This window comes from Methanosarcina sediminis (assembly GCF_052056915.1).
Lineage (GTDB): Archaea > Halobacteriota > Methanosarcinia > Methanosarcinales > Methanosarcinaceae > MTP4.
Genome location: NZ_CP195119.1, coordinates 3014813 through 3027388, shown reverse-complemented (window position 1 = coordinate 3027388; position 12576 = coordinate 3014813). Strand labels below are relative to the sequence as shown.

The 12576-nt window shown below is 44.4% G+C and carries 13 protein-coding genes; 6 read left to right on the top strand and 7 right to left on the bottom strand.

Annotated features, from left to right (window positions below; genetic code table 11):
- The first annotated feature begins 39 nt into the window (after positions 1-39).
- A complete protein-coding gene (locus ACSAZK_RS13165; RefSeq protein ID WP_440954562.1) occupies positions 40-675 on the top strand; it encodes an iron-sulfur cluster assembly scaffold protein in 636 nt (211 codons plus the stop codon).
- A 36-nt stretch (positions 676-711) separates the two neighbouring features.
- On the opposite strand, the gene ACSAZK_RS13160 is transcribed toward ACSAZK_RS13165, so the two are convergent.
- From ACSAZK_RS13160 to ACSAZK_RS13145, 4 genes are all read right to left on the bottom strand, one after another.
- A complete protein-coding gene (locus ACSAZK_RS13160; protein ID WP_440954561.1) occupies positions 712-1458 on the bottom strand; it encodes a helix-turn-helix transcriptional regulator in 747 nt (248 codons plus the stop codon).
- 44 nt (positions 1459-1502) lie between these two features.
- A complete protein-coding gene (locus ACSAZK_RS13155; RefSeq protein WP_440954560.1) occupies positions 1503-2099 on the bottom strand; it encodes a hypothetical protein in 597 nt (198 codons plus the stop codon).
- 280 nt (positions 2100-2379) lie between these two features.
- Positions 2380-3291, bottom strand: coding sequence for a hypothetical protein (locus ACSAZK_RS13150; RefSeq protein ID WP_440954559.1), 912 nt, complete (start codon positions 3289-3291; stop codon positions 2380-2382).
- Positions 3292-4020: 729 nt separating this feature from the next.
- Positions 4021-4956 carry a cation diffusion facilitator family transporter gene (locus tag ACSAZK_RS13145; RefSeq protein ID WP_440954558.1) on the bottom strand — a complete coding sequence of 312 codons (936 nt, stop codon included), beginning with the start codon at positions 4954-4956 and terminating at the stop codon, positions 4021-4023.
- 18 nt (positions 4957-4974) lie between these two features.
- Between ACSAZK_RS13145 and ACSAZK_RS13140 the strand changes: the two genes are divergently transcribed.
- The 3 genes from ACSAZK_RS13140 (at position 4975) to ACSAZK_RS13130 (ending at position 7270) form a co-directional block, all read left to right on the top strand.
- The gene (locus tag ACSAZK_RS13140) at positions 4975-5106 is read left to right on the top strand and encodes a hypothetical protein (RefSeq protein WP_440954557.1); all 132 of its coding nucleotides are present in this window, start codon (positions 4975-4977) and stop codon (positions 5104-5106) included.
- A gap of 862 nt (positions 5107-5968) precedes the next feature.
- Positions 5969-6103 (top strand): hypothetical protein, encoded by a 135-nt coding sequence (locus tag ACSAZK_RS13135; RefSeq protein WP_440954556.1) that lies wholly within the window; start codon positions 5969-5971, stop codon positions 6101-6103.
- 483 nt (positions 6104-6586) lie between these two features.
- Positions 6587-7270, top strand: coding sequence for a class I SAM-dependent methyltransferase (locus ACSAZK_RS13130; protein WP_440954555.1), 684 nt, complete (start codon positions 6587-6589; stop codon positions 7268-7270).
- 12 nt (positions 7271-7282) lie between these two features.
- Here the strand turns inward: ACSAZK_RS13130 and ACSAZK_RS13125 are convergent, their stop codons facing one another.
- Entirely contained in the window at positions 7283-8164 is an 882-nt protein-coding gene (locus ACSAZK_RS13125; RefSeq protein ID WP_440954554.1) for a helix-turn-helix transcriptional regulator, read from the bottom strand.
- Between the two features lie 199 nt (positions 8165-8363).
- On the opposite strand from ACSAZK_RS13125, the gene ACSAZK_RS13120 reads away from it, so the two are divergent.
- The gene (locus ACSAZK_RS13120; RefSeq protein ID WP_440954553.1) at positions 8364-8876 is read left to right on the top strand and encodes a hypothetical protein; all 513 of its coding nucleotides are present in this window, start codon (positions 8364-8366) and stop codon (positions 8874-8876) included.
- Between the two features lie 135 nt (positions 8877-9011).
- Positions 9012-9770: a cupredoxin domain-containing protein gene (locus tag ACSAZK_RS13115; protein WP_440954552.1), complete on the top strand. Its 759-nt coding sequence runs from the start codon at positions 9012-9014 to the stop codon at positions 9768-9770.
- Between the two features lie 546 nt (positions 9771-10316).
- Here ACSAZK_RS13115 and upp read toward each other — a convergent pair.
- Positions 10317-11015 carry a uracil phosphoribosyltransferase gene (upp, locus tag ACSAZK_RS13110; RefSeq protein WP_440954551.1) on the bottom strand — a complete coding sequence of 233 codons (699 nt, stop codon included), beginning with the start codon at positions 11013-11015 and terminating at the stop codon, positions 10317-10319.
- Positions 11016-11118: 103 nt separating this feature from the next.
- Positions 11119-12360: a uracil-xanthine permease family protein gene (locus ACSAZK_RS13105; protein ID WP_440954550.1), complete on the bottom strand. Its 1242-nt coding sequence runs from the start codon at positions 12358-12360 to the stop codon at positions 11119-11121.
- Between the last annotated feature and the right edge of the window lie 216 nt (positions 12361-12576).

Here is a 12576-nt window from a genome sequence, read left to right as displayed (position 1 = left end):
AAGAATGAGGAAGAAGGGTAGAAGAGGAAAGGTGAGAAAATGAAGTTTCCGTATAGTGAAAAGGTGCTTGAGCACTTCAGGAATCCAAAGAATGTGGGGAAAATCGAAGATCCCGATGGGAAAGGGCTGGAAGGGAGTCCAGCCTGCGGGGACATGGTTGCCGTTTATATCAAGGTAGAACCCGAAACGAAAGTTATCGAGGACGTGAAATTCGAATCCTACGGCTGTGCCTCGAACATTGCAACCGGGTCGGTGATAACCGAACTTGCAAAAGGCAAAACCCTGGAAGAAGCAAAGAAGATAACCTGGAAACAGGCGTCGGAAGAACTCGGAGGCCTGCCCCCGATAAAAGCCCACTGTTCCGTACTTGCCGTTGAGGGCCTGCGGGCCGCAATCCGCGACTATGAAGAAAAGCACGGGCTCGTGACCGAAAGAGAAGAAACCACCCCCGAAGTGGTCCGCAGAAGGTTAAAACACGTAATGAACCCACTTACGGGCCTGGATATCATCCGGACGGAGATTATTCTGAAAACCACCGTGGAAGACGGAGTTGTAAGGGTGGTGGTGGACCTGCCTTCAGACCACCAGTTTGCCTCCGCAATCAAGGAGGACATCATAGAAAAACTGGGAGCTTTGTGGGACGTGAAGCAGGTTGAAGTCGTGTTTACGGAGTGAAAGTGATCCACGACGGGAAAACTGCAAAAGAGGCGCTCACTTTGCCAGGACAACTTTATTAGTATTCCCAAAAGGTTTTCTCTTAACAAGGGACTTTCTTTCGAGCTTTTGCAGCACCCTGCTGACCTTAACCTTCGAAAAACCGGATTCCAGGACAAGGTCACTCTGAAGGATTTCTTCTTTTTCGGAGATTATGACAAAAAGGGCCTTTTCATCCCCCTGCAGGATTTCAAGGGCCACCTTCTTTTTATGTTCGGCCCTGTCAAACCCTTTATTAAGCAAATTCTGGTTTACATGAATATCGGATTCAGCAATTTTAGATTCAACAATTTCGGAAGCGGCCACTTCAGATAAATCTGCAGAGTAATCTGCAACCGGAGGTTCAGACCTATATACGGGAAACTGAGCTTCATGCGAAGCTAAGGGAGCCTCATTAAAAGGTTCAAAAGATCCTTCAATCCCGGAATTGGAACTAAGCGTTCGGGGCAATCTATCAGATGCTAAAGAAACGGATTTTTCAATATCGTATCCTGAGTTTGTGTTCTCTTTTAATGTGAACAGATCCCGGCCCAGTATGGTTAAACTGTGAGAACCGATTGCTGTAAAAAAAAGCATAATAAGAACGTGGTTCATCGAAAACAGAGTGGGTACCGAAACTGCGAAAGGTGTTTCATCCCTGATGGATACGGACAGGTTCGTAATCCCCTGAGAGAAAAGAAGCAAAGATAGAGAAAAGAGTGAAGCTGCCAGGATGACCGTATATATTGCGTCCTTTTTATCCATTAAATGTTCTCCTGTCAAAAAAAATCATATATAGAGCCTGCCAATTAGTCCTCTAAATCTTCGCTTACTTCCAGCTCACATTCATTCAATTCAACAAATTTCCAGGTACTTTCGTTCCATTCGCTGGAATTCCGGCCGCTTTCGGATAAAATATCCCGAAACATCTCAACGGTTTCTTCGTCCCCATTGAGTAATAAATCAAGTTCTTCATAACTGATCACCAGGAAATCATCTTGAGAAGGGGATATAGAGATCCCGGAAGACAAAGAGTCCGCATCCTGAATGATAGCATCCTGAATGATAACATCTCCATCCACGACGGGGACGAATTCCCACCCCAATTCCATGTCAGATTCAAATGTGAGGTTGTCGAATTCGTCAATTGCACCATATCCGACCAAAATGAAATCTCCATCTTCCCTTTCAACACTGCCGGGATAGGAGGTATTCACCTCTTCGATAATGACCTTTATTTCGTCATTAAGCAGGTCCTCGGAAAATCGAATTTCTTCAATATTTCCAACAAGCATCTCTTCATCAGAATGGCTCAGGAATACATATCCCCCGACAATGCCAGAAATTACCGAAAGTACGCACAGGCAAAGAACGAGGGCGATAGGATTCAAATTATTAAGATTCATGTCACACTCCAAAAACTTGAGCAATTTGAGACAAAGCTGAAATGGTCATTTATCGAATAATTAAAAACATGTAAATTATATAAAAATGCTGATATTGGACTTGGACCCCTTCAATGCCCAATCCCGCGGATTCGGCGTCAAAACCCTGTTTCATGGGTTGGGCTTCCGGGAGGCAGCCCCGATTTAAAGTGCAAAACTCGGAGAAAACTGCCTTAATTCTGCCTGTATGGCAGGGACTGCCAGTTTGGCAGCCGCCCGCCAGAGAGCTGATCCCGGGCCTTCAGGCAATGCTTACAGCAATTAAGCCTGATTCATTTTCCTCAACAGCTATTCCATCAGCAAAGAATTCATGCCCGATTTCGAAGAACTCTTTGTCAAAGGCTTCAAGGGCCTTGCCCTTGAGAATTATACCATCGTCCTGTATTTCAACGTCCTCTTTATAATCAGTCATGATTTTTTCAAAAATGTCTTTGAAGAACTCATCTTCAAGCATTTCGGAGGGGAAGAAAGCTAAGTTCCCCTCACCGAATTCATCAAAGGCAATTTCCATATCAGAGAACTCAATTTCAAAGAACTCTTTGTCAAAGGCCTCAAGGGCTTTTTCCCTGAGAATTACCGTACCGTCTTTTTCCTCAACAAAGGTGGGATAGTCCTTTTTTATAGTTTCGAGAACTCCTTTGAACGGTTCTTCTGCAAACATTTCCGCAGAAAATTCAACCCCTTCTTTAAGTTCCTTAGCGTAGCAGAGCTCATCAAAGGCTTCGAGGGCCCTGCCCTTAAGAATTATACCATCATCCTGTTTTTCAACGTCCTCTTTATAATCAGTCATGATTTTATCAAAGATGTCTTTGAAGAACTCATCTTCAAGCATTTCGGAGGAGAAGAAAACGTCGCCTTCACCAAACTCATCTACGGCAATTTCCAGATCAGATAAGTCGATTTCAAAGAACTCTTCGTCAAAGACCTCAAGGGGCTCGCCAGTGATAACTATACCATTGTCAATACAGCCTTCCGCAAAATAAACATCACAATCTTCGTCGGAAAGATTTACAGGTTCGCATGAATCGGGAGTCAGGCAAATGATATTTTCCTTTGCAGGAGTGACGGTCAGGGCCCCCGCAGGGACCAGGACTGCGGCTAATACACACAGTCCCATTATTATGGATATCAGGTTTCGGAATTTTTGTATCATATTTTTACCTCCCTGATTCAGCCCTTCAAAGGGGCTGAAAAAGGTAAACATCCGGACATGGATCGAACACTCAGGATTTTTGATACCAAGACGGAGGATTATTTGATATCGCAGCCAGCAGATTTTTGCGGGCACAACCGTAGAAAAGGTATGCCCGAAGATCTGCCAGGGGTTTTGGATTTAACTGAGTGCCAGAGATTCCGGATTTGCTTTTATGTAGTGGTTTTTGCGTATGTGGTGGTTTTTGCGTATGTAGTGGTTTTTGCGTATGTGGTGGTTATTGGAGTTTTCTGGATGCCAGGGGTTTTGGATTTTTTTGGATGTTAGGGTTTCTGGACTTACCCTATGGCACGGTCTTTTTTGTGGCGTCTGTTTTTCGGATTTGTTTATCGGACCAAACCCGGATGCATGCCAGCTGAGAAATGATCCCTACTGGTTCATGCGTTTACATCAAGCTCCCGGGAAGCCAGATGCCCCCGAGAAGCAAACACTACAAGGTTGAAACCGCATTTGGAATTACCCTGAAACCAGTTGCATAAGACCTGTTTCATGTTTCAGAAAAATGAAACGGCATTAAAAGGCCTGATGAAACCTGCTTCAAAAAAAATAAAAGAGTGGATGGATGAGCCCTGCAAAAAAAGTCCCGGAGCGCAGGCCAGGAAAAAAGGCTAAACTGGAGGTGATGAAAGGGAAAAAGAAAAAGTGAAAAATGAGTAAAAAAGGAAAAATTCAGGCGTGTATAGCCTTTTTTACTTTCAATTTCCCGGGACTGCAGTGAAAGTGTTCTCCTGAAGCCGTCAGGGGGTCAATGTGAATTATAGTTCCCGAAACATAAGGAAAGTTTTCCATAAGCTTTGCTCTGATAGCATCTCCAATTTCATGTCCCTGCGTAACCGAAAGGCCCGGGTCCACAGCCGCATTGATCTCTGCGTGCAGTCTGTGCCCGACCCAGCGGACCCTCACATCCGTAATTTCACAGACTCCATCAACATTCTTACTTATGGTTTTGATTTTATCTACGATTTTCGGGTCGGCGCCATCGAGCAGGCGGGTGAAAACCAGCTTACTCGAATCAAGGACAATTTTCAGGATGGCAACGGTAATAATAATCCCTATCAAAGGGTCAATTATCGGGTACCCCATCCAGACCCCGACCGCCCCGATCAGGACCGCAAGGCTTGTAAAACCGTCTACCCTGGCATGGTATCCGTCAGCGACAAGAGCCGCGCTTCCGATTTCCTTCCCCACCTTCATCCGGAACTGGGCAACAACCTCGTTTCCGATACAACCTATAATCGCGGCGATTGCCACGGCTCCTACATGCCCTATGGGCTGCGGGTTAAAGAAGCGGTGTACCGACTCATAGCCCGCCACGGCTGCACTGAAAAGGATTAGCAGCACAATGATCACACCTGCAAGGTCTTCGACCCTGCCGTACCCGTAGGAAAAGCGTTTGCTCGGTTTTCTCCGGGCTAAAGAAAAAGCGATTGCAAGCGGGATTGCCGTTGATGCATCTCCGAAGTTATGGATGGTATCGGCAAGGAGGGCAACACTTCCCGAAATATAAACGATGAAGATCTGCATAATGGCGGTAATCATCAGCCCGACAAAAGACCACTTTACTGCCCATATCCCTTTTTCAGTAGCAAGGATAGAAGGATCCACGGACCCGTGGGTATGGCTGTGACCTTTGGAAGTCCCATGGGAGTGACCCTGGGAATTGTCATGGGAATGATCACGAGAATGGTCGTGAGAATGAGTATGGAAATGAAAAAGCCCGTGTTTATGAGATTTAGTTTTACCGGACTGTTCTGAGTCACTTTTACTGTCACTTTCATTAGAATGAGTATGTATCTTAGACACTTTATTGGACATACTGCCTCCCTTGATTCTCATTATGTTCTTAAACCAAACTGGGGGCTATTTTATATATAGGTATTTATCTTTAAAAAATAATTTAGTATGCATCATATCATACGTTATTTCAGGAATATAGCATGGAGTGAAAAAGTCCCATTCACCGATTACCTGCAAATGGTCTTGAAGAATCAAAAAAACAGGATTTGTGTTACCGTAAAGATTTCCTGAATAGGATGGTCTACTTGAAACAGGTTAATGACAGGGGTTTTTTCAAGAAAAGAGTTTGAGAAAAAAAGATACAACCTTTTATCCGGAATCAAAATTCGAATTTTCAATAAATTTCTTAATTGTATCTTTACGAATTCGTACATAAAAAGAAAATCGTATGATAAATTCAAACAGAGACAGGACAAAAGAAAATATACCGGGATAAACCTGCCCGGAAGTATGAGCAAATCACAAAAACAACGGAATCCAAAAAGTAAAAGTAAAAGAAATAAACGGAGTAAAAAATCAAAGAAAATGAATTGAGTGAAAAACCAAAAAAATATACATGAAATAAGAAGAGAAAAAGCTTCATGCTATTCTGCCAGGATCACCGAAGTTTGAACTTCATATTAGCCAGGGAACTAAAGTCCGTTATCCGAATCCACAACCTTACATAATTTTCTATTTTTTATTTTAATGGGATAGAATTCCCGAAACCTCCAGCCTTTGACAGGAAAGGCACTTTTCAAATCCAGCATAGCTCCAGGGACATGCGAATTACCCTGAACAAAAAACCAGGAAAATGAAAGAAGAATTAGGAGAAATAAACATGATTCGAGCAAAAGACGTCGGCAGAAAGCCTGAAGTTGTGTGGGCAGTTGACATCAAAGAAGACGGGAAAACATACTGTGAAAACTACATGCTCCTGTTTCCCAAGTATGACAGTGCAATAAATGATGAATAAAAACTAATTTTCTGTTATCCAGAAAATTAAAAAAGAACAGGGTTCTGTTCAAAAAACTGGCCTGGGAAGAAACTTCCCGGGCAAACCTCCAATCAAACATCTATTTATCAGTAAAACGCCTGCTTTTTAACTCAAATAACTATTTTTCAGTCAAAAGCCTATTAATTAAATCAAAAATCGACTTTTTAAGTCAGAGATCCACTCCTTAAGCGATTATGCTATTGTTAATGATTTGCTGCTATCAATTACACATATCGGTATTTTTACAGCAATTTTACTTATGCAGCAACTCCGGCAACCAGTATCGCCAATCTCCACCTATCTTTTCGGCAATTTCACTTACATTTTCACTTTTTCGTCCCTTATTCTTCCCTTAATCCCCGCCCACAACGCATAAAAACACATCCAGATATATTTAAAGGCGGAAGAAAAACGGATTTAGCGCAGGTAAAAAAGGAAGCGAATCAAGAATCAGGTGAATCAATGAACAGGGAAGCTACAGGAAGTGTGGAAAAGGCTGTCCTGAACAGCCAGCAGCCGCACTGGGAAAACATTTTTTCGAACAGCTGCTCCAGGTTTGGGGATGAAGCAAGTTACCCGGCCCGCATAGCAGCCGAACTTTTCAAAAAGGAAGGGAAAACAAAAATCCTGGAACTGGGGGGCGGCCAGGGAAGAGACAGCTGTTTTTTTGCAAAAGAGGGATTTTCCGTCCATTCGCTTGATTACACCGAAAGCGGGGTCAGGTCGATAAAAGAGAAAGCCGAAGAAACCGGTTTATCGGGATCTGTCACTGCTCGCCGGCACGACGTCCGAGACTCCCTACCCTTCGAAGACGGGACCTTTGACGCCTGCTACTCCCACATGCTCTACTGTATGGCACTTACCACCGAAGAGCTGGAGTTCCTCTGCAGCGAAGTCAAAAGGGTGCTCAAGCCCGGAGGCGTGAACATATACACCGCAAGGCATACCGGAGACGCCCACTACGGGACAGGGACCCTCCGGGGAGAGGATATGTACGAGATCAAAGGCGGTTTTATCGTGCACTTCTTCAGCCGGGAAAAGGTAGAACAGCTTGCCGCAGGGTATGAGAGTTTTGAATTCGAGGAGTTTGAGGAAGGGGAACTGCCGAGGAAACTGTACCTGGTAACCATGCGAAAAGAAGATTGAAGGAAAAAAGTTTCAAAGGGGAGTTTCAGAGGTAGACAACTGCCCGGACCTCTCCTTATAATAGAGGAACAGTTCCTCACCCCATTTTAATGCCCGAGCCTCGGATGCCATAAGGACCCTGTTGGTTGACCGCCCCTTTTTGTCAAGCAAGGAGAGGAAAAAGACCTTATCAGTCACGATCATCGACATTGGCATTGTATCGCCCTCGTACACGAAAAGATTCGAATTCTCACTTGTTAACATATGCTTGATTTCATTTTTATACTCCAGCAGGGCTTTTTTAAAAATAGGATTACTGCTTTTGAGAAGAGGAAGGTCAGAACCGCACTCCGCCTGAAGCATTTCCAGAACGGGGTTCGTAAGAATCACCGTAACATCAGTCCTGCGTTCCAGGTATTCGGAAAAGAGGAGAGGAGAAGAAGGGTGAAATACCGAAACAAAAGTCATAACCCGGTTCGAATCCAGAATGTTCTGCAAAATATCTTCCGGGATTCTGAAAGCCTGGGAAAGGTCTTGCTCCAGGACCTTGCAACAGCCAAGCTCCCCGACTCTGGTCAGAAGGTTGAAGGGAATCGAACTCAGATCGTGTTCGGACCAGAACTCCCGGTTTTCTTCGTATACCGCCAGGCTTTCCAGCAAAAAGCGAGCGTTTGTGGCAATCACGCCCCCCATATCTGAAAGTGCGTACATATCATCTTTCTGAACCACCAGGTCCCAGTCCATCAGCTTCCTGATCTGGGGGATCATCGACTTCCAGGGAAAATCAAATGCACTTTTAATCTCGTCACTGCTTTTTGGCCCTTCTTCTTTCAGGAGGAGGAGAAGGTTCTTTCTTTTATCGGAAAGGAAAATCGTATCAAGAAGAGAAGATTTACTGCCTGCTCTGGAATTCATCTCACTAAAATTATACTTTAAAGGGATGTATATAAACCCACTGGAAAAATCCCGACCGTTTGAAACCTTGGAAAGCCCCTGGAATATTCTAAAGGCGTTTGTCCGGGCAAAAGTTACTGGAATATTCCAGGCAAAATGAAAAAGAACACCATCGGTTTGGCTATGTATTATCAAAATATAATGAATAAAAAGAGCCTGTTTGTCGGGAGTCCCGAAAAACAGCTCCAAAAGAATTCCATACAATGAAACAGCTCCATCAAAAAAAATATTCCAGGAAGCAGACTTCAGCGCGCATGAAGTTCCAGGCTTTCTGGAATATATCCCGGAGAGTATTCCCCATTTTTCCGGGAATATATTTCTACCCGGTCATAAATATTTTTCAACTCTTTTGCTAACGGTTTTCAACTCTTTTGCTAACGAGTTTCAACTTTTTGATTATATCCCCCCAATTTTTTTGACATTTCCCTTCGAAAAACAGGGTTTATTCCTCATTTCTAAAAATGAAACCTATCCTGTGAGAGTTCAATTCATCCCGGAATTTTGTTTTCAATCTTCTGCTCAAAGAAATGATCAGGTCCTTGAAAAACTGGAAACCCCAGCAAAAATCCAAATACAGGGGAAAAAAGCCAGAAAAATAAAGTTCCCGGACTGCTCAAAAAAGCCAGTACTTTTTGAAAATTCCAAAGACATTTGCCGCAGCAAAACTCCTTGAAACATTCCAGCAGGAAGGAGAAAAACAGGCAACGGTTGGGCTATATACAGACAGGACCTAAGATATATACTGGCATTCCAAACTTGTGGACCTATATTCCCCTATATCCCTAATGCAGAAAACTGGAGGCTTGAAATGAAAAACTATAATAAACCCATAATTCTGGCCCTGCTTATGGTGTCAATCCTGCTAATGTCAACAGGTTTGGCAGCGGCAAAAGGGCCGGCGGTACATTCCGTTAATGCCGCAAACCCCACAAACAAAATAGTTATTTACAATACATTTACACCTGAGACAGTCGATATCAACGCCGGAGAAAGCATTACCTGGATCAATTACCAGAGACCTAAAGGGTCTGTAACGCTGGTTAGCGAGGACAGTCTGTGGGAAGAAGAGGTCCTTCACTATGGAAGAAGCTTCACATACACGTTCGAAGAAACCGGGACCTATGCTTTCACCCTCAAAGAGGCCCCTGAAATAAAACTCACAGTCAACGTAAATTCCGCTAAACCACAAAAGACCGGTTCTGAAACTGTAGCGGAAACCGGAATTTCTGCAGCCGAACCCCAGCCCCGAGGAGCAGAAACGTCAGCCGGAGAAAAGCTCGTGAAAAACAATGAGAATGAAGAAAACGGCCGGAATGACGAGAAAAAGCTGGTAATATACGGCACATTCGTACCGGAAGTCACCGAGATAAAGGCAGGCGACACTGTTACATGGATCAACTTCAGGAGGCCGAAAGCTCCTGCGGAACTGGTAAGTGAAGACGGCCTGTGGGAAGAAACGTTCCTTCACTACGGAGGAAGCTTCTCATACACATTCGAAGAGCCGGGAACCTACACAATCAGCCTCAAAGACAAGCCGGAAATAAAATCCACAATAATGGTCAAGTAAAGACATTATCTCAAAAACCGGGGTAAAAACATCCCCCGGAACAACCCCTGAAAAAACATCCTCTCTACTCTGAAACAACCACGGAAAAATTCTAATAAACATCTCCACCCAATAAAATTCCAGGAAGTGAAAGGATCCCTAATTCCTGAGTATTCCTTCCTGGAATGCCCTCATACAAATAAAAAACAGGGAGTGTATAGAAAATTATTTAGACGCTTCTCCGGATTTCTAACCAAAAATTTCTGACCGAACAAACCACCCGACTCACATCAAAAAGCAAAGATCTCATCAAAAAGCCATATATGAAAAGGGAGTCAAAATTCCGTGCTCCGGTTATTTTGCGTCCTGAAAACTCCAAAATAAAAGACTTCCAGGGAAACGTTTAGAAAATTTTGTATAAATTCCATGAATCCTCTGACTGAAAAACAGGAATCAATTCAATAGTAAGTCCTTAAAAAGCATCTTCCCGTAATAAAAGTTCAGGAAGTAAAAACACATGTTCCTGCGGATTACTTCCTGAAATATATATTGATGCAAATTCGAATTTTATTCCAGATTATGCATTAAAGGGAGCATGGAAATATTCAACGGCTCCCCGAAAGCCCGGTCTCCGGCATCGCCCAAGCCAGGCAGGATGTAACCTTTTTTGTTCAGTTCCCGGTCGATCTTTGCCACAAAGATTTCCACATCCGGGTGAAGTTCCTTGATTGAATCGATCCCTTCGGGAGCTGCAAGGACGCCCATGATTACCACACGTTTGGGTTTCCCGCACTGCTTGATCCCTTCGATTGTCCTGATCAGGGTGGAACCCGTTGCAATCATGGGGTCGGCAATGATAAGAGTATCTTCAGGCTTGATCTGAGGGACTTTTATGTATTTCATCTCAATGTTAAACTCGGGGGCATGTCCTCTAGATGCCGAGACGATCCCGACACGCGAACATTCCAGAGTCTTGATCAGCCCTTCCATAAGCGGGATTGCAACCCTGAGCACGGTAATGATCAGGACATGCTTTCGGTCCCCGGCTGCGACCCCTTCGGTTGTTTCCAGGGGGGTCTCGACCCTTAACTTATCGTAGTCCATAGTCCGGGTGAATTCGTAGCCCATGTAGCGCCCGAGCTTTACGAGCCCTTTTCTGAACTTGATAGTGCCTGTTTCCTTGTCCCTGAGATTAGATAAAATTTCCATAAGGTAAGGGGAATCTTCAAAGGAGTACACCCCTTCCCACCGTTCATCTTTGATCATGTATTATACCTCAAATAGCCTTTTTTTCAAATTTCGTTCTTCAAATAGCCTTCTTTGTCGAGCTAAATTGTAAATAATAAACACAAACAATAACCGTTCTTATTTATTTCAGTAACTGATCCATGATAATGGCCGAAATCGCGCCGACTGCCATCCCTGATTCAAGGATGCTCGCAATGATCTGGGGGAAATTGGCCAGAAGTTCGGGGGACAGCTGCGGGGCACCAAGCCCCAACACCAGGGAACTCGCAAGAATTAATGTGTTCCGGTCATTTAATTCAACCTTGTCCTTGATCAGCTTGAGCCCGGTGACCCCGATCATGCCGTAGAGGGCAGTTGTAAGCCCACCCAGCACGGGAGCAGGAATGGAAGCAAGAAGCCCGGCAAACTTGGGGATCATGGACATGCAGATAAGGATAACGGCCCCAATCTGGACCACCTGGACGCTTGCAACCCTGGTAAGAGCCACGAGCCCGATATTTTCGGAATAACTGGTAGTGCCGCAAGCCCCGAAGATTCCCGCAATGGAACAAGACAGCCCTTCGGAAGCAATGCCCCTGTTGATCTTTTCATTGTCAATGGGGAGGTTTGCAATAGCGGTGATTGCATGGTAGTCTCCAACACTCTCAATTATGCTGACCATGAAGGCAAAAAGGATAATGATGATAGCGTTTGCGTCAAAGACCGGAGTGCCCCAGGGGAGCAGATGCGGAAGGCTGAAGAATTTCATTTCGTTCACCAGCCCGAAGTCCACAAGCCCAAACCCGATGCTTACAACATACCCGACAGTAGCCCCGGCAATCACAGGCATTGCCTTGAAAGTGCCCTTAGCCTTCAGGGCAACAAGAATCGTAGTGACAAAAGTAACAAGTGCGACAATGGAGGAGGGCAGAAGGGTGGTCCCGGCAGCATCCACAAAAAAGTTGAACGTATACATAACAGCCACGTTTGCCAGGGAAAACCCGACAAGCATGATGGTAATCCCGGTCACGAGGGGGGAGAACAGCTTTTTTAATTTCCCGATCAGGCCAAGAGCCCCGGTCAGGCCTTCAAGAATGCCTCCGACGATCAGAGCCCCTTCGACCGCAGCAAGCCCTGCAGCCCCGGAACCTATAGAGATCAGCCCCGGAATAAAGGCAAAACTCGAACCCTGAACGATAGGGAACTTTGAACCTATACCTGTTTGTAAAAGTGTGGCAACGCCCATAGCAAGCAGCACCGCCTGTATAAGGAACGCTATGTCCGAAATAGGCAGGCCAATGGCAGAGCCTACCACCAGGGGAACGGTGATGGTAGCCCCGAACATCGCCAGGACGTGTTGAAAACCTAAGACAATTCGTTTCATTTTTCAGTCTCCGAATGGGGTGAATCAAATGTGTTATTAAAGAATTCATTTGGGAATTCATTTGGGAATTCATTTGGGGATTCATTTGGGAATTCATTTGGGATTTATTTAAGAATCAAAGCTTCGTACCAGAGAATGATACTGCGTATCAAAGAATGATATGTACTTTGCAACCAAATTCAATAAAAATTAACAAATGCTAAATCCATTTCTTAC